This is a genomic window from Rhodopirellula sp. SH410 (assembly GCF_055811895.1).
Genome location: NZ_CM147949.1, coordinates 3,419,368 through 3,438,169, shown reverse-complemented (window position 1 = coordinate 3,438,169; position 18,802 = coordinate 3,419,368). Strand labels below are relative to the sequence as shown.

General features: G+C 56.0%; 12 protein-coding genes. 6 read left to right on the top strand and 6 right to left on the bottom strand.

Annotated features, from left to right (window positions below; genetic code table 11):
* Positions 1-17: 17 nt before the first annotated feature.
* From SH410x_RS12610 to SH410x_RS12600, 3 genes are all read right to left on the bottom strand, one after another.
* On the bottom strand, positions 18-509 hold the full coding sequence (locus SH410x_RS12610) for a dockerin type I domain-containing protein (protein ID WP_473676844.1): 492 nt from the start codon (positions 507-509) through the stop codon (positions 18-20).
* 4 nt (positions 510-513) lie between these two features.
* Positions 514-1,296, bottom strand: a complete 783-nt coding sequence (locus tag SH410x_RS12605; protein ID WP_473676843.1) for a hypothetical protein — start codon at positions 1,294-1,296, stop codon at positions 514-516.
* A gap of 71 nt (positions 1,297-1,367) precedes the next feature.
* Positions 1,368-2,576 (bottom strand): dockerin type I domain-containing protein, encoded by a 1,209-nt coding sequence (locus SH410x_RS12600; protein WP_473676842.1) that lies wholly within the window; start codon positions 2,574-2,576, stop codon positions 1,368-1,370.
* A gap of 1,586 nt (positions 2,577-4,162) precedes the next feature.
* On the opposite strand from SH410x_RS12600, the gene SH410x_RS12595 reads away from it, so the two are divergent.
* The 3 genes from SH410x_RS12595 to SH410x_RS12585 all read left to right on the top strand — a co-directional run bounded on the left by SH410x_RS12595 (position 4,163) and on the right by SH410x_RS12585 (position 7,727).
* Positions 4,163-5,221 (top strand): hypothetical protein, encoded by a 1,059-nt coding sequence (locus SH410x_RS12595; protein ID WP_473676841.1) that lies wholly within the window; start codon positions 4,163-4,165, stop codon positions 5,219-5,221.
* Positions 5,222-5,793: 572 nt separating this feature from the next.
* Positions 5,794-6,360, top strand: a complete 567-nt coding sequence (locus tag SH410x_RS12590) for a hypothetical protein (RefSeq protein ID WP_473676840.1) — start codon at positions 5,794-5,796, stop codon at positions 6,358-6,360.
* Between the two features lie 257 nt (positions 6,361-6,617).
* Positions 6,618-7,727 (top strand): metallophosphoesterase, encoded by a 1,110-nt coding sequence (locus SH410x_RS12585; RefSeq protein WP_473676839.1) that lies wholly within the window; start codon positions 6,618-6,620, stop codon positions 7,725-7,727.
* A gap of 254 nt (positions 7,728-7,981) precedes the next feature.
* Here SH410x_RS12585 and SH410x_RS12580 read toward each other — a convergent pair whose 3' ends face one another.
* A complete protein-coding gene (locus tag SH410x_RS12580; protein ID WP_473676838.1) occupies positions 7,982-10,156 on the bottom strand; it encodes a right-handed parallel beta-helix repeat-containing protein in 2,175 nt (724 codons plus the stop codon).
* A 559-nt stretch (positions 10,157-10,715) separates the two neighbouring features.
* Positions 10,716-13,292, bottom strand: a complete 2,577-nt coding sequence (locus SH410x_RS12575; protein WP_473676837.1) for an arylsulfatase — start codon at positions 13,290-13,292, stop codon at positions 10,716-10,718.
* 534 nt (positions 13,293-13,826) lie between these two features.
* Here SH410x_RS12575 and SH410x_RS12570 point away from each other — a divergent pair.
* The gene (locus SH410x_RS12570; protein ID WP_473676836.1) at positions 13,827-15,455 is read left to right on the top strand and encodes a sialidase family protein; all 1,629 of its coding nucleotides are present in this window, start codon (positions 13,827-13,829) and stop codon (positions 15,453-15,455) included.
* A 233-nt stretch (positions 15,456-15,688) separates the two neighbouring features.
* Here the strand turns inward: SH410x_RS12570 and SH410x_RS12565 are convergent, their stop codons facing one another.
* Positions 15,689-16,672 (bottom strand): NHL repeat-containing protein, encoded by a 984-nt coding sequence (locus SH410x_RS12565; protein WP_473676835.1) that lies wholly within the window; start codon positions 16,670-16,672, stop codon positions 15,689-15,691.
* A gap of 441 nt (positions 16,673-17,113) precedes the next feature.
* Here SH410x_RS12565 and SH410x_RS12560 point away from each other — a divergent pair, with 441 nt between their 5' ends.
* Both SH410x_RS12560 and SH410x_RS12555 read left to right on the top strand, forming a co-directional pair.
* Positions 17,114-17,839 (top strand): GDSL-type esterase/lipase family protein, encoded by a 726-nt coding sequence (locus SH410x_RS12560; RefSeq protein WP_473676834.1) that lies wholly within the window; start codon positions 17,114-17,116, stop codon positions 17,837-17,839.
* Positions 17,840-18,232: 393 nt separating this feature from the next.
* On the top strand, positions 18,233-18,718 hold the full coding sequence (locus SH410x_RS12555; RefSeq protein ID WP_473676833.1) for a hypothetical protein: 486 nt from the start codon (positions 18,233-18,235) through the stop codon (positions 18,716-18,718).
* The last annotated feature ends 84 nt before the right edge of the window (positions 18,719-18,802 follow it).

Here is an 18,802-nt window from a genome sequence, read left to right as displayed (position 1 = left end):
ACCACGCCCACAGGCGTCTATCTTCTCAAGGCCTGAAGCCGGTTCAACTCATTGATCACCTCGAGTGAGTCAGCATACTCGAGCACTTCATCGCCATTGACATCGACGTAGCTCGTGCTGCACTTATGAAACACAAGAAAGTTCGTTGGTGGCGGGTAACCGCCATTGGTGTACAGCGTCATGAGATTGATCACATGAAGAGCATCAAGTCCCGTCACGTATCCGTCGCCGTTGCAATCGAATCGATTGCCATCGCGCTGGAATAAATTCCGGTTTGCGGCATTGATAATCAACAATGCATCCAGCGTCGTGACGGTTCCGTCACCGTTAACATCTGCCAGCGAATCACTGGTGCCGAGCTTCGCAAAGACAGCGTTGATATCGGAGTTCAAGTTGAAAAACAGATCACCGTTTGCGTCGTAGTCATGACCCGGGCCACAATCAATATCATCTCCAAGTGCTGAGCCGCAGCAAAGCAACGCTGCCAAAACACAACCAAAAACCTTCATACTTTCATTCCTTAGTTGGGGTTGCAATTGGCGAGCTAGCTGAACCTCTCAGCCTTTCGAGTAAACTCACCAATTCACTACCACGTGTCTTCAACTTCTCGATTTCTTGCCTGGTCGCCATATCGCAGGACGATGTCAGACGATCCGTTAATTCCGCAGCCAAAGAGACTGCGGTTTGGGGTCCCCGTTCCGGAATGGGTACGGGGATTAACGGATCGATTGTTGCAAAATGCTCTTTCAGAAATCGGTTCCGTTCATCTTCGATATCAATACGTTCTTTTTTGGAGCACTTGATCTGCGTTTGGAACGCCGGATCGGTAAAAACCTCCGCCCCAAGCAAAGCAAACTGAATCGCCAATAAGTCGCTCCTTGGCTTATCTTCAATGGTGGATTCCAGTTGAACGTCAATCTCAGCCATCCATCCCTCCACAAGTTTCGCGACGACGAGGATATCGGCTTCGGTAAGTTCCCGCCGTCGACCTGTTGAATCCTTTGTCAAGCTGGATAGTTCTTGGTGCGACTTCTCCTTGAGTATCTTCACCTGCTCTGCGAGATTCTCGTATGCCGGCTTGCTGACACCAATCGCAGTCCGAACCTCGTCGAACGCCAGAAGCGACACGCGCCCAAACGCTCCCGGTTGACACCGAAGTTGTTGCCTGAGCAAAAGTTTTTTGACGTCTTCGACGGTGACTTCATGTTCGGTTGGTTCTGCTCCCGCAGATGACCGCTTCGTGTCTGGACCACCTGCAGACACGCTAAACGCGAAGCATGCGGTGATGAAAAACAACTGAACCAACTGAAGAACCATTTCATTTTGCTCCTGGCAAAACACCGAGTTATTCCCCGACTGCGAACCGTCTAAAAGAGTCCGCCCCGCTCTTGCTCATCATCACGATCACTTTGATTTGCAAATACGCTATCAACCGATCCCGCTGACAAAGCGAAGGAAGAGCCTACTTGGAAGGTCGTTTCTCGGCCCAATATGTTGATGATGATCAATGCGTCCAACGTCGTCACTTTACCGTCACGATTCACGTCGTTCACCGAAGAATGCTTTGACGCATCGTTGATCCGTTCGGTTCCTGGAAAACTATTCGAGCTGTTTTCGGTGAGCGAATTGATTACTCGAAGAGCGTCCAATGCGGTGATCTCCCCATTGCCATCCACGTCCGCGGAGTTGGTGAACCGATTTTCCGTGTTGACAACTTCGGGGGTAAGCTCGCCTGCGTCGCTATACAATTGCCAGCTGACGGAAGGTTCAAGACGAATGGCGGGATCACCTTCGCCTATCCTCTCCCACTGAATTTCGGCAATCTTCCCATCTCCCTCACCGTAGATGGAACTGCCATTGAGTTTGACCGCGGCCAGATTTGAACCCGCCTCGCGAGGAACCGCTCGGTACTCCGGCAATGTTTCGTAGGAAGCACCAATGGTCACACCGACAAGACGCACGACAGACGCATCGTATGCAACGGCCAAGCTGAAACCATCCGGTGTGTCGCGTTCCACGTCTGCCGAAAAATCAATCGCTGTCGTGATTTCGCCATTGAGCTCACGTGAGTCGCTCAAGAGCCCACCAAGCACCTTGTCGCTCACCGACACTTGAACTGACGCAACAAGAATACGACCATCCGTTGCACGGGCAACCACCGAAACTTCATCGGTCCCCGAAACCCCCTCAGGGCTTCGGTAGTAGATGCGTTCGTTTTTGACGTCACCCTCAATCGTGAGGACTCGCAATGTCGAACCCAACGAAGACTCCCCACCCAAGATCTCAGCGTTGGACCACTGATCACCCAGTGAGCGCAGATCAAGACTTGCATTGAAGCCGCTGTATTTCACCAAATCCGGTGGTCCGAAGGGATTAAAACTCGACCCCTGAATCGTCTTCCATACGTTGAACTGCTCTGAAAGTGAACGCAAGTAGTCAGCACTCTCCAGCGCAACCGAGTCATTCGTTGGGTACAACACTTCGCTGCTCCATCCGTCCGCCGCTAGTAAGACGCGATCACTCAGTCGCTCCACACCGAATCCGATCCTTCTTCCTCTACCCATTGCTTCCGCCATTTCCAGATTTGCGTGTAATAAGAAGCTCGCTTACGGACCGCCAATTTTGTCGAAATACAGATCGGCTCTTCTTTCCCAATCTAACTAGACAGGCCTTGTGGTCAAACGCCACGCTTGGACGAAAAGAATGCTTCATTTTCCGAAGATTAAGTTTAGAAATCGTGATGCATGGCCCTCGTCGGTTGAACGGCTTTTAGAATGTTGATGATTGAAGCCCTCCGGCAGTCGGCGCATCTTTGCCGGCCATCGCTGCACCGCAGCTCCTATTGTGGATGGACAGGGACAACTCAGGGATGTCACGTAAAACCTTGAGTTTTTTTGGGAGGAAATCGAGAATGGATTCGGTTTCGCCCGAGAAGCCCACGATTCCCGCTGAAACCAACCGCACAGCGAACGATTTGGGAACGAGCGGAAAATTACTGTCTGAAATTGTGGCCGAACGCTCCGCGGTCGATGATTCCGACCGCGGAGCGTTCGGCCACTTATTTTCAGTTCGTTCCTTGGCGTTAGCGTGCGACCCTCGAGTCGGTGCCAGAAAAGGCATCGCTTCCAGAGCGAGCATTCTTTGGCGATGCAGGATCGTCTGTGCGGCCGTGGGCTAGCTCACTGAAGCCGTCGCGGTAGGTAATACGTAAGATCCCAACGCGTAACGTCGCCGGTGGTGGGAGTCAATTGCTGCCCAATGTCGACCGGCGGCTCGACTCGTCGCGAGGCGCCCCATCGCCGCGGCGCGCTGAATCATGGTCGATCCCAGCCCCACCGGCCCGTCATCGCTCGCTGATGGAGGACGCATCCGCCACCCGCCGAAGTCGCCTTTCGGCTGATGCGTGACCGAACGATTTCCCTGCAATTTGCTTGCCGACCGAGTGTTCTGCCGCTCCTCCGGCCGCTCCAATCCGCCCCGGATGGCATTCGGATAACGAGAACTCCCGCCCCCCATCGCGATGCGTTGAAAATCCCGCTCGCCTGGCTGATGGCTCATGGCTGCGAAGCACCGAGAGAGTCGACTGGGCATCACTTCTCCTTTTCTCAGGATTCCATCCTTTTTTGCGTGACACCGCAAATGCGGTCATGTCTTTCATAGTAGGGGAAAGATTCCCAAGATGAGTCCAGAGAGAGAATCCAGTAAAGCGAGATGGGTAATAGAGGGATGTTCGAGGTCGCAGCGTCGCCCAATGCGGCTTGAGCCCTTCGAAGGCCGCCAGTGTGGCCGAGACGTCAATACCTGATCCCGATGTACGTGCCCGCTTACCAACATTCTCATTCAGTACGCTTCGCAGGAGAGCCCTGAATTTGTTCCAACAAGAGAAGAAGACCAGACGCGGGCTGGAAAACAGTTGGCTGAGATAGGACGGGGATGCACGCGAGTTAGCAATAATTGTGTGCGTGGCATGTCTAACGGTGCAATCGCACTGGACGAATGCGTTCCCAGTCCCATTCTTGCCATGGCCTGGATGCGAACGAGCGATGCATCCGGGGAGTGGCAGCCAAGGCGAAGGATCATTTCTGACCTCGATCGTTGTCAGCGTTAGCTTGTTGGTCGATCGTACCTGACATCATCGTATAAGACGTGGGCGGATATCAACATGCCATTTACCCCTTGCGAGGCAATCATGATTAAAAAGTGGGCTTGCTGCACTCTCATTACGCTAGCATTCTCACAGGCTTTTGCTGGCGAGACTGCCGTCGCCGAAAACGCGACTGATTCGCCAAACAGTCACATGACGTCTTCGGCCGATGAGGGAGCTCTCGTTCGGTCGCAGTCAGACGGTTCCGCAGTCGCAGCGGCCCCTGCAATCGCAGCGAGCAACGTGATTGCTTCGACACCGAACGTCGTTCACATCGCAGCATCTGTCGAAGGCGATGCTTCAGATGGCGATAAGGCCACTGCGCCAAGATCATCGGTAACACAAACAATCGCCGCAACCGGGTTGGGTAAGAGCGCACGGGTGAGCAAGGGGCGGGAACTCTCTGTCGATGATGTGCTAACTGTTTCAGATTGGAGTTCAAGTGTTGGAGATGCGATTTACCCCAACGCTAAGGTTTTAGAAATTGACGGATCGCTTGACTCGCCAGAAATAGCGAACCCGGTGTTCTCGCTGTCTGGATCAAGCATTCCGCCTGTCAGCAACACGATCGCCAGAGAGGTGCCCAAGACTGATTCCGCATCGTCCGAGGGAGACTCGCGGGGACCAAGTCGGCTTGAGGTGGTTGACTATCGGAAGGCCGAATCGGCAGCGACGAATGGTTCAATTCACTTTGACTTGTCGCGTGCCGAAGACCCTGGATTGGGATTTGGTTCAATCGACATGAGTTCCCGATTGCTTCCCGACGAGCGGGTCACCAAGGCGTCCTCGCCAGCATTCATTGGACCATCATGGGGATGGATTTCCGTGGTGTCTGTCGCGTTGTTTTTTACCTTGACAACCGTCACGACTGTGTTCTGTATCTCGCGTGCTCCTGTGATGGAATTTGAAGACTCGCGGCGTTACAAGGTCGAAGGTGCTAGGCGGACGAGGCTCGCCCATGAAACAGTCAGCAGACGATATCTCGCCAGACGACGATTGAAAGCACCAAGAAAACCTCAGAAAAAGACGAGGGCTGGCATCGCGGATCTCGACTACACGCCCAAGCGATCGACCTGATGTGATTGATGATGCCGCACGCTGCCGAGTGAAGATGCTTGCAGAATCCTGAAGATGATCTGGTGAAAGACACCCCAGGCCATCTGTTCTGTGTCGGAATCAAAGTTGGAATTTGCCAATTTTCACTGTCACGATTTTTCACTTTGCTTTGACGCGGTGGAGGTTTACGGGGTCTGCGACACCGACACGATCTACGACGTCACCACTGGAGAGGCCTGAAAATGGCTTTGCGTTGAATCGGCTGCGACAGGCAAGACTGGCACCTCGGCGAATACGAGTGACGTCGCATCGTGCCATCCTCTGTTTTCACTAATCGATGGCCCAGATGAAATGGGATCGACTGCAGGGATTCAACTCAATACGAGCTTGGAGCGTTCTCAACGGAATCACTATCGATCAGATCAGCGAAGTCCAATCGCCGCATTTAGTCACCCTGAATACATCACGTGAGGCATATTCATAATGCCTACTTTTCAAAGCGAGTCTCTCTTTAGCGGAGAATGGCTGGCGAGTGAGGGTGCAATCTTGCGTTTTCCTCCTATATGCACTTCGAAGAATTGATGATAAAGAGAATGCGAGTCTGGTTGCACCGATTGATCGAACGCGAGTGCCCCACGATGCGCCCCGACTACGACAATCCGCCAAGAACAAAGGAGGTTGAAAGGCGCGGCCAACAAGCGGACAAATCCGAGTTTCTGTCGACTGTCCAGCAGCGTCAGCTAGTTGCAAAGGAGCTCCTCCTAGAGTTCAGCGAAACGACGGAAGTGATCTACACGAGTTGGCTGGGATACAAATCGCTCGAATCGGACCCCGACGAAGTATTGGCGACATCATTTGAATTTGCCAGATCCAATCGTGCGTTTGTCGATGAGGTCGCTGAGCCGCTGGCCCATACCTTGGATGTCATAGCCCGGGGAGTGTCGGGCGACTCCCGCGAAGTGATTACGCGTGCCGATCTTTTAGCCATGTTAGCCGCCGTGCCTACTCGAGAACGGAATGGCGCAGGTGGCACTGCTGTTGACGGAGCCGGTGATGGTGACCATTCGGCAGTGGGGACAGGGCATCAGCCAATGCCGAGACGCGTCTCTTCATCGCCCCAAATCGCCGCCACATCGGGCCGAAACCACAAACTCAGATGAAAATGAACTGAAGGAGTCCAAACTCGCTTCATCGACGAGTACCTGTGGCCGAAACCGGTGATGCTCGGCCCATTACCATCGCCACAATTGCTTTTGCCGATCGAAAGCCCCTGCTGCTTGCCGGTCCCCAATTTCCCTGCGTCTTGATGGCCCCCGTGTATACTGCGTTCTTGCGAGACCATTCTCTCTACCTGGACCGCCTTCCGACGGTCGTCCTCGGTTCGTTGGCGTAAACGGCCGTCAATAAAGGAAATATTTTGAAGCGTTCGATATGGCAGGTGTGCGCCCTACTGGTGTTTACCTGTTGCCAGCCCACTTCCTCGTCCGGCCAAGACAATGAGGCCAGCTTTTCTCCTGTTGACGCGGAAGAGCGGACCGTTCGTACGAAGGACGGACCTGAACGAGATTCTGATTTCTTCACCCTGATCGTTCTGCCTGATACTCAGGGTTATGCTGATGTCAGGCATAAGGAAACTCAGAAACATTGGCCAAGCATTGGCGATCAACGTTCCTGTTTTTTTAAACAGACGGAGTGGATCAAGCAGAACCAGCAGAAGATGAACATCGTCATGGCGGTGCATGTTGGAGACGTTACTCAGACCGATCACGATGAAGAGTGGAAGATAGCGGATGCCGCTTTCAAGGTGATTGACGATCACGTCCCCTATGTGTTGTGTTCGGGAAATCATGACATGGGATATTCGCCGCAACACCGAAGCACCAGTCATTCGCGTGAGAGTGGTTTTAACACCTATTTCGCTCCATCGCGTTTCATCGACAATCCTCTGTATCGCCCCCATTTCGGACAGCAGAAAGGCGTCCATTTCCACAAAGAAGGGAAGATTGAGAACTATTACCTCTTTCTAAGAGCAGGCGGGATGAATTTCCTGATTGTCGCTCTCGAATTCAAACCTCGCGACGAGACGCTGGAATGGGCAAACCAGGTTGTTTCGCAGCATCCTGACTGCCGAACTATCGTTGTCACACATGCCTACCTTACCAGCAAAACAGCGCAACGGGCGACTGTTGACCATTACGCGGTCCAAGGCAACTCGGGAGAATCCATCTGGGAGAAATTTGTCAGCCGTCATAAGAACATCTTTCTGGTTCTCTCGGGGCACGCCATGGAGAATCGACTGACCAGCAAGGGTAAGCATGGAAACACCGTCCATCAGGTTCAGGCCGACTATTGGTACTGGGACCTTCCAGAGATCAAGGCTGGAAGCGGCTTCTTGCGCATGATGACGTTCCGTCCTGGCAAGAACGAGATTGAGGTTCAGACCTATTCGCCGGTACTGGATGAATACCTCACACGTCCCAAAAGCCAATTCTCATTGGAGTACACCATGCGCGGCACCGGGAAATAGGATGTTCGGCCGCTAAGCAGGTTCGGGTTATTCATTCCGCATAACCGATCGGCGACGTCGGGCGTTTTCAACGGGACTGTCGCTCGTTGCCGCCGGGTGATTGGTACCATTGAACTTAATCGGATTGCTCCGGTGCGGTGCATGGAGATGTGCAGGCAGTTGAATTATGCACCAACACAGAAGCTCTCCGCTGGAAAATCTCGCACACCTGACTCACCGATGTGAAACCAACTCGGATGGTCGTGATGAGAGCATCAGAGATCCGACTGCAGACCAATTTGATCCATGGGAATCGGCTCGAAGGTCGGCATCTCTTTGAGCAGCTTCGAGTCCGGTTGCAATTGAAAGTTTTGTTTCGCGGAGTCTTTGAATCCAGGGAGAAATGGCTTGCCGATCCCGCCCAGACTCCTAAATCCTTCGATTCCAGTTACGGTTGCAATCCCTTCGGAAGCGCCCGTCGTGTTGACGACAACATTGTCAGCGATCTCGAACTTATCGAGTAACTTTTTAACGTTTCCGTCAAAACTACAAACTTGCTTTGAAACATCGACAAAGACGTTCCGAAGTATCGGATTGTGAAGCGGCTCCTGGGGCGAATCTTGCATGATGTTTGCCAAGTGCGGGTAGCGGTCGCTCCACGGCGGACGCCGGTAGTCAAATTTCTCAGCTTTGGCCTCAAGATGCCAACTCGCGTACTGGGGATTGTTCCACTGCTTCCATGTCATCCCACGTGCGTCAACGTGCAAGCCGATCGGACAGTCGATGATGAGGTTGTTGACGACCGGATTGTCGCGACCGCCGCCAATCATGATCGCGCGACCGGCACGGTAGAACACGTTCCCTTCGATCGTGTCGCCACAATCGCAGTCATCCAGGTAGATCCCCATCGTATTGATGTGTTTGTCGTCACCACCGCCCAGATCATGGATGTAGTTGTGTCGCAGCATGTTCCCGCGACTCGTCCAATCACGCCCCGTGTAGAATGCGCCCGAGTCGCCTGTTTCCATCACGACGCGGTAGACCTCATTCCGCTCAATCAAGTGATCGTTACCGCCATAGGTCACGGCATTGTGAGGCGCGTCGTGGATTGAGTTGTTGCGAACGATTTGGCCGCACCCTTGAACGCTAACGCCAGGTTGGTAGGTGCGAATGAATTTGGCGTAGTCATGAATATGGTTGTTAACCACCAGGTTATTCGCAGGCGTCAACGTTCGGCGATCGCCACCGTTGACCGAAATCCCCGACGCCCCCAGGTTGTACAGACGACAGGAGCGGACTTCGTTTTCACTGCCAACGATTGAGATCCCCGAGCGGGCGTGATTCGCGACCGTGCAGTCCGCGATCGTCACATGTGCGGTGTTCCGCAAGGTCATCGCGTCGGCAAAGCTAAACTGCAATGACAAACCTTCGAGCGTGACATATTCGGTGTCGCTCATCGTCACCATCGGGGTTGCCAGGACAGCCAGGTCGATCTCAGCATTTTGAAAGTCGGCGTGCGGATAGACGTAAAGTTTCTTCCCGGGTCGATCGAGATACCATTCGCCGGGAGCATCGAGTTCCTCGAAAACATTGATCGCGTAAAACCGTCGCTCTGCCTTCCCCCATGTGCCGCCCATGATCCCGTAGTTATGCGGTTTGGCTAAGTGAATCACCTTCGCGTGCTTGTCATAGGACGCCACTCGGATGACTTCGTCATACCAATCGTGGGTCCAGTAACCGCGCAGCCACACGCCTTGATCGAAGTCCCACGAACCGGGGCGTGCATCTTCAAAGTGAAACGAACCCGGGTGAGGTTTCCGCAGCGATTCATCTTTGGCATTGGGTTGTGGCAAGCCGGTATCAATGACTTGCGAGAAACTCGACCAACCACCATCGACGGCACCCGCGTTTGGCCAGCGAGCAAGTTCCATCGGTTGCCCATCGATGTACAGCCATGGCCCGGCGGCCATGCCACGGAAAGCATCGCTGAACTCCTGAAACTTCCCTGGGAAACTTTGCAAGTCGCAAACCCGAATGTGTTTGCGTGCTGGCGGAGGCAAGCGTTCCGCCACCTTCGTGTCCGTGACGGGGCGAAAATCCGCAGGTTTCAGTGCGATGCCGCCATGAAGTCGGGCGGAACCGCTATCGACGGATCGGTACACGACTGGCGATTCTGCTGTGCCACTGTCGGCCTTGGTTAGTTCAAACGAGTGATCCAGATGGTAGACGCCGGCGTCGACATGAACCACAACGGGCGTATCCTTTGGCATCGCATCCGACTTCCTCGCAGCGCGGATGGCGTCGCGTGCCTCGGTCAGCGATTGAAACGGTTGGTTCTCACTTCCGTCACCTTGAGCAGCAGCGTCGGCGGCGACGTACAGGTTCCAATTACAGTTGGCGGTGTTCGTTGCGGCCAGCAAGGCCAGCAGCATCCAGGCAAGTTTCGTCATTTTGATGTCCTATACATAGGTGGTCATTGGCAGTTCGGCGACTTCGAGCAGACCGTATGCGGTGCCCCGGAACGGCCCGTCGAACCTGGTATCCGGAAGTATCTCAGGACCGAGCGGAAAATTACTGTCTGAAATTGGGGTCGAACGCTCTGGGGTCGACCCTTCCGACCGCGGAGCGTTCGGCCACTTATTTTCCGCTCGTTCCTCAGCCACAGCACCGCACGGAATACTCCGTCATGTTCCAAGCACCGGTTCTCGCCGGAGAAAGCCATTGTCGTTTTCACTGTCCCTCGGCCGTCGACTTCCTGCGTGGGACAGGCGACATCGACATCGATGGCGAGCAGCGATGGCGAGCAGCTTCTTTCAGGCACCCCAAAAGTCGAGGACGTCGATGCCATGGTCTTTGTATCCCTCGGTTTTATCAGGAGGCACCAAAGCATCCGTGTTCGATATCCGATTGCTACTGTTCCAAACCGATTTCATTTCCGCTGGTCGTGAATTCGCGGGCCGATCCATGCCGGACAGGCGACTGGATCGGCCCGTGTGGTTTACTGGCGAATCATTCCTCGGTAGGGATGGCGTTGTCCGAATCCAGTTTTTCCTTCTTGATCTGCGCCGACGTCCCGAGGTACGTCACGGTCGCACCTTCGATGGTACCGTTGAACTTGAACGGCGCATCGTCGTAGTATTCCAGTCCTACCGGCGACCCCAGATCGATACCGAAATCGAGCGCGTCGTTGGCGGTGAACAACAATGGTGCGCTGACGGGCACGACCCCGGTTGCCACATCCTTGCCGTCCACTCTCAGCACGACCTTGAGTGAGCCGGCGGGCTTGGGTTGGACATAGGTCGTTTCAACCTCGATCGCGTGCTTTCCGGCGGATAGTTTTGTTTTCGCCTTGATGTCCGTGCGCATGATCTCGAACAGGTTGTACTCATAGGACAGAATGCCATCCTTCACATAGCAGGTGAGACCGCCGGAAAAACCGCCGAGTGCGTAGATCACCCCGTTGGCGTCGGCTGGCACGTCAACGTCCACGGTCACGAGATTGTCCTTGTTGCCCAACGCCGGCGCGGTCACTTCGGGCATGCGAGTGATGGCACCGGGGAACGTCCACGAGGTGTATGGCGTCGCTAACCGAAGTTCGGGGTGCAAGACGGGAACCCAGAGACCGCCGCCGACCGGCAAGCCTTGGTTCTCGGTGAGTTGGATCAGAAACAGCTTCTTCATCTCGTCGAGCTTGGCCGGCAATTTGTCGGCGAGGTCGTTGGCTTGCGTCCAGTCGTCATTGAGGTTGTAAAGCTGCCAGGTGTCATTGGCTGGGTTCCAGTCCTTGATTCCCGCAGGGGTTCCTGGCGTCCAGGGCAGGCGAGGCCCGACGGCGGAGGCCATCCAGCCGTTGTGATAGATGGCGCGGCTACCCATGATCTCAAAATACTGGGTGTCTTGCACTTCCTCGGCCTCGGGGTCATTGAAGGTGCTGGTGAAGCTGGCGCCGTCGATTTTGTCCTGCGGCAGGCCGTTGACCGCGCGCGGCGGGGTGATGTCCAGGATGTCATAGATCGTCGGGACCACATCGTTGACATCGAGGAACTGTGAACGCGGTGTCCGGTCCGGCTTAATTTTCGCCGGCCAGCGCACGGCCAGCGGGTTGCGAGTGCCGCCGAAATAGGCGGCGAGTAGTTTGGTGCCCTGATAGGGCGAGCCGCCGGCCCAGGCCCAACCGGCGTGATACATGTTGTCGGTCTTGGGCGAGCCAAGCACCTCGAGGCCACCGAGCGAATCGAGCGCCTTGATCTGTTGTTGGGTCGTGGTGGGGATACCGTTCTGCGCTAGCAATTCGCTGATGGTGCCGTTCTGACCCTCCGCCGAGGCGCCGTTATCGCCCCAGATGTAGAAGATCAGCGTGTTGTCGCGATAACCGAGTTTGTCGATTTCGTCCACGATCCGACCGACTTGCGCGTCGACGTGCTCGGTGAACCCGGCATAAACCTCCATCAGACGTCGCTGAAACGGGATTTCGTCTGCGGGGATGGAGTCCCAGGCGGTCAGGGTATCAGGCCGCGGGGTCAACTGTGCATTCTGAGGGATCCAGCCAAGCTTCTTAGCCCGCACGAACACGCGTTTGCGGTATTCGTCCCAGCCATCGTCGAACTTGCCCTTGTATTTGTCCGCCCATTCCGCGGGCACTTGATGCGGTCCATGGGATGCGCCGCTGGCCCAGTACATCAGAAACGGCTTGTCTGGCGCGAACGCCTTGTGTTCATCGAGCCAACGGATCGCATCATCGGCCAAGTCTTCGCTGAGATGATAGTAATCGTGCCCACCGGATGCCTGCGGATGCTCGACGTAGGCCGTGTTGCGCACCACTTGCGGTTCGTATTGTGAGGCTTCGCCGGCGAGGAACCCGTAAAAGTATTCGAATCCATAGCCGGTCGGCCAGTGATCGAAGGGGCCTGCAGCGGTGACTTCTTGAGCGGGTGTATTGTGCCACTTGCCCCAGGCTCCGGTGCTGTAACCGTAGTTTTTCAGCACCTCGGCAACCGTGGCACTGCTCTTGGGAATGGTGCCCGCATACCCGTCCCAGTCGTTGGCAAGTTCCGTGATCTGACCGCTGGCCACACGATTGTGGTTACGTCCGGTCAACAGCGCGGCGCGCGTCGGCGAGCACATCGCCGTGGTGTGAAAGCGATTGTAAGAAACCCCCTCTTTCGCGATCTTGCTCAGAGTCGGGGTATGGATTTCACCACCGTACGTGTCGGTCTGCCCCGGCCCGACATCGTCGATGAGCACAATGAGGATATTGGGCGCGTCCTCGTCCAAATAACTCTCAGGCGGCAACGGACTGTAGGTCGATTGCTGCATGCTGTAGGCAGCCGTGCTGCCGGAGGGTTTGGCCGGAAACGGCAGGACTTCCTGAGCTCCTACCGGGCAGGCGAAGCTGGCACTCAGGGCCCAGGCCAGGAGCGGGGTGACCGCCAGTGTTTCAAGTATTGCTTTCTTCACGAGTAGTTCCTTAATCTTGCCGATGACGCTGTTGTAGTTGGGGTACCCGGTGCCCTGCTCGGCGATCACGCCGAAGCTGACCGAGTGGTGGTTGCGATCGATCACGAGCGAGTAGAGCGAGGTAGACATGGTCTCATTGTAGCTCACACCACTCTTTGCGATACAGTCCACCCATCGAGGTCGGGATCTCGCGGAAGTTCGCGGCGCACTGTATTCAGTGTCATCGGGTAGCCATTCACTGTGTATCTCGCAACCAGTCGGCGAATCTTTCAGTCTGCGAAAAAACGGCCGTTTCGCTCCCAGTCAGGGGTACTTTCGCGGGTCCGAACTGGGCATGGAGCGAACGCATCCGCGGGATTGCTCGGCCGGATTGCTCAGCTCCGGTGCACGGAATCGATTCCAAGGTTTCCGCCCCTTCCCGGCATGGAAGCCTAGTCAACACGCCAGGAGTCATATTTGCTAGAATCGCTTTGCCAAATCAATCGTCCTGGCGTCGGCGTGCTACACACGCCCGGTGTGGCGACAAAGTTCGACGCACGATCCATCCGGCTGAAGCGACACCGCGATGGATCACTCCAGGCTGATCCCACCTATTCGCTCCGCTGTTTACTGCGTCACACTTGATGACGGCGATTCACACAGTGTCACCCCCGGTCCCCCACCATGAAATTCCCACCTACATACCTTCGCTTATCGCGAATCCCTCTGATCCTGGCCGTGTCCATTCTGTCCGGCGAAAAGTCCTCGCCCGCTATTGCGGCAGAGACACGAACGGTCCAAGAGGCCGTTTCCAACAACTGGGCGGGGTCTCCGCTCTACCTGACGGCCAATGAGATGTCGATCGCAACGGGAAATCCTTCGCTCGTCCTGATGTCGCGTGGCTCCACTCACATTCCCGTGTGGTCTCTATCCGGTGGCACCGTGGGGCAATCGGTTGCCGGTATTGTCAACGGTCTTCCCAGCGAGTGCGTCGCGGTGAAGGTCGAGATCGTGGTGACCTCAACCGATGCAGAGACAAGCCCCGACTTGGAGGATGTTTATCGGGTTCACTTATCGCAGATGGTGGAGGATGCTCCGTTCACCTTCCGTTACGCGTTGGGCAAGCCTGTGCGAACACCGCTGCCCGCTGGCCCGTTTCATTCTCGAACGGTCGTTCTGGAGTCGTACTACGAAGTGGTTCCCAACGCGCCGCTGACGGTGCGGATTCAGCGGGAGCCTGGCCTCCCCGGTGACACGTTCACCCGGCCGACCGGTTTGGCGGTCGTGAAGGTGACCCCGTTGAACGCTCTTGCCGAGCCTCATGTCGTGCAGGACGTGAGCGGCTACAACTCGTGGCCGATGACTCAGGCCCTCGGCGAGAAGCTGGTCTGCACTTACAGCCGAGGTTCGAAACATACGATTGGAGAAGACGCCCGGGCGGTGTATGCGCGCACTTCCACCGACGGCGGGAAAACGTGGACGGCGGAAACGGTCGTCGCCAACACGCCCGGCTACGGCGAGGTCACGGTCGGGAAGGGTCTGGATTCCTCGGGGGCCATGTTGCTCTGGGTGCGGCGAATCGGAAAGGATTGGAATCACGACCTCTACCGCACCACAGATGGGGTGACGTTCACGCTCATCGCCTCACCGAAACTTGCCGTCCAACCCATGCAGATTACAGACGTCTTCGCAGTCCCCGAGGTTGGGTTAATGGCCCTGTGGTTCGCGGGAAATTACAGTGACGAAGCGGTCCACTCGTGGGGCGTGATGACCAGCACCGACGACGGTGCGACCTGGACACAGACCCCTGTCGAGTCCGGGCTGATGAAAGCGGACTGGCCCACCGAACCCTCCGCGGTATACCTCGGCGATGGCAAGATCCTTGCCGTCGCGAGGACAGAAAACGGGCCATCTCAATTCCAGATGGTGTCGACGGACAACGGTGCCACGTGGACTCGAGAGCAAACCAACATCGGCGACATTTTGGCCTCCACACCCAGCCTCATTCTGGACGCCGAAACAGGTTTATTGAGCAACTATTACTACGAACGTGGCCGGGGAATCGTACGGCGTCGAGTCGTTAATCCAGACGTCGTCTTCGACAATCCGCTTCATTGGCCAGCTTCGGAGGCCGTCACCACTGGTAGTCCGGTGACGTGGGATTCAGGCAATGCGAACGCCACCGTGATTGGCGACAACCACTACGTCTCCTTTTACTCTGGAAAAGATCCTGACACGGCGGTCATGGTTTTAGAGCTTCCAGAACCATCAGCGGGAGACGTTCGTCCCAGCCCCGGCGAGTCAACGCAATAGTCATTGCCGTTGAATTTGACTTTGCGGAGTGAGTCCGTAGCGGACGCTGGATTCGCTATCCGGCCTGCCCTTTTTGTCAAGTCTCGTTAACTGCGTTGGAGAGTTGATTAGCCCCCATTTTGTTAGGTGGCCCCCATTTCGCTCTTCATCGAAGTGCCGCGGGGCACCGCCGCTGGAACGATTCATCCCCCACAGCGTGGTCGCTCACTCGGCGGTGACCGGTGGTCAAGGGTCTACTGCGCGGCAGGGGCCGTGGTGAGGCGGTAGATGCACGCCGATGTGCCGCGTGTCTCGTGGCTGAAGACGCCGACGTCCAGGCCCTCGGAATGCGGCGAGAGGAAGTAGGGGACCACTTTGCTGGGCAGCAGGTGACTGAGGTCATCCCAGGTTCCCTCTTCTAAATCACGCCAGGTTTTGAAGCGGATCAATTTGTGTTCATCGCAGTTGTTGTCGCCCGCGTAAGCCGGGCAGAAATAGCTGGTCGCGTACCAGTACCCCTGGTAGAAATCGACGTCGTTGAGGACCAGACCCGTTCCCTGCCAACTGCCTGCGACGGCGTTCCTCTTCTTTCCGGAGCTGCTGTGGATCTCGAACTCTTGCTTCTCGAAGTCCGTGACTTCGACCACCACACCATGACTGGAACCGACCACATACAGGGTCCCATCCGATATCGTCAGGGCGCGGGAATAGCCCAAATGCTCGGATAGATCCAACACCGTCGCGCTGCCCTCGGTTCCGTTGAACCGAAACACCTGGCCGCTGTCGGGATTGAGCGTATACATCCAACCCGTAGCGGCATCGAACACGATGTCGTGCGGGCGTTGCAGCTTGACACCAGCCAGTGATGTCGCAAATTCATCCCATTGATCGCTCGCCGGATCGGCGAATGTGATCAGCCGATGATTCCCGGTATCGGTTGCATAATAGCGTTTTTCGATGGGGTTGAAGACGACGGCGTGGGCATCGGCCAAGACACTGATCGGCGACTGGCGAAACGGTGATGTCGAATCGGTCCGATAAAACAGCCGGTCGCCACTGGTCACGATCTCGGTTTGGCTACTATGGTCGATGTGTGTGCAGGCCGGGAACGAGCCACTTAGCGGCGCGTACTTCTCGACCACGATTTCGTTCACCGCCGCCGGCTGAGCATTCGCCTGGAGGCCATTGAACAGACCAGTGATCAGAACACCAGCGAGAATTGTTTTTGTAACGTTCATGTGTTGTCGGCATCGGGGAAAACCGTCAATCATACACAGTGACCACCGTCGGGGTCGATGGTTGCCCTGCGTTCATTTCCCTCGACGCTGTTGGAGCAGATCGCGAGCAAGTATGATTAATCAGCTCCGATCAGGTCTGTCCGTTGACCCGCGTGGGCATCGTCCCGCCGGCGTTAGCGAAACACGGCCCGTTGGGGCCGCAGTGAAACCAGTTTTGCCGAATGAGTTCGCCTGACGTGGTTACGACCGAGCGTCAAATAGGTGGTCGACCGCGGAGCGTTCGGACGCAATATCACACAGTATTTTCCCGCTCGTTCCCTCGAAATCAACCAGACGACCTCGCGGTCGCACCACCAGCAACCAACATAACGTTCACGGCGCCGGCCGCCCGTACCAAGCCGGACGCCGATCCCGCCTCCAGTTCCTCCTCGAAATCTCACCATGAAATTTGTTTTGTCGCTCGTTATCCTTTCCATCGCTTTCGGCACAACCGTGAACGCAACGGACCCTCCGGTTGCGAAGCCAAAGATCGGTTCGTTGGCAGCCGGTAAGGTGCTGTACCTCGGAAACAGCATCACCCTCCACGGACCGGCGCCACGGATTGGCTGGACAGGAAATTGGGGAATGGCCGCCAGCGCGGCGGAGAAGGATTACGTTCACTTGCTGACCGCGGACATCGCTCAAGCGAGTGGGGTGCAGCCTCAGATAATGGTTCGCAACATCGCGTTGTTTGAACGTGAGTACGGCACGTTTGATATTGCAAAGGAGTTCCAGGACGAACTGGCTTTCCAGCCAGACCTGGTGATCGTGGCCATTGGAGAAAATGTGACCGCGCCAGCCACGGATGAAGCCAAGGCAGCGTTTGCCAAAGCGTTCGCCGAGCTGATTGCGACGTTTCAGCAGCATGGTGATCCGGTGATCTTCGCTCGCAGTTCGTTTTGGCCCAATTCAACGAAGGATGACATCATGCGTCAGGCGATCGTTGATGCCGGGGCTACATTTGTCGACATTTCCGAACAGGGGCATGACAAGTCAAATCAGGCCAGTGCGGAACAAAAGTTTGAACACGCTGGCGTCGCCGCCCATCCCGGCGACCGAGGAATGCAGGCCATCGCCACTGCCATCTTTGCAGCCATTCGGGAGCGGGCTGGCCTGACGGGGAAATGAAGTAGAGATTTTGGCGGTGGCACGCCAACAGCCCGGCAAAGGGCTTCGGCCCCTATCGTGCTCCGCGGCCGCCAACGACGGGGCAGCTAACGACGGGGCAGCTAACCAAGCGGCAGCTAACCAAGCGGCCAAGCGGCAACGACCAAGCGACCACGACAACCGCTCGGCTTGGAAGTCTAGTCAGCCCGCCCGGAGCCCTATCTGTTAGACTCAACCGGACGATCCCGCGTTGCATTTCCTGATCCGTCGCGGCCCCCGTGTGGCGACATCGGTCAACTCACAAACGATCCATACGTCAGGCGAGCAGCCCACCGCCCGAGTTAGAATTCCCCCAGGCCCGGTCATGCGGCTCGATCGCAATCCCTTCTCCCTCAAAACCAATTTCGCAAACGCATGAACCGAATCATTCCCATTGGATTTGCTGGCGTGGCGTCACTCGCAATGCTGGCATCCCTATGGCCTCTCGAATCCATCACACTGCGTTTCGTGTGTGTCCTGTTTGCCTTCGCAATCGCGTCTGTCCTAGTGATCCGTCGCTCACGCACCGAGCGGCTGCTTGGAATTTCCACGATTGGACTGGTTGTCTGGATCGCGACAACGAACTGGCCGTTGCATTTGGCCTACGCGGCTTCAGCTTCCTCGATTGACAGGATCGCGAACAAGGTCCGCGCCGGAGAAACGATTTCCACGCCATGCTCAGCCGGTCTCTTTCGCATTGACAAAGCTGAGCTGGCACAAAGTGGTACCGTCTGCCTGTGGACCGATGATGATCCAGCCGGTCGCACCGGATTCGTCCAATGTGGCCCTGTTCATCCACCCTTTAATTTATGGTCACACACTCGGCTAAGCGACACCTGGCAATTCATCTCTGAAGATTGACGAAGCCAGCAGAAGTGATGAGACGGTGTCTTTGTTCTCATCGAGGAAGCTTATCGAGAGGAATCATCGGTGTTCGTCGCTGGT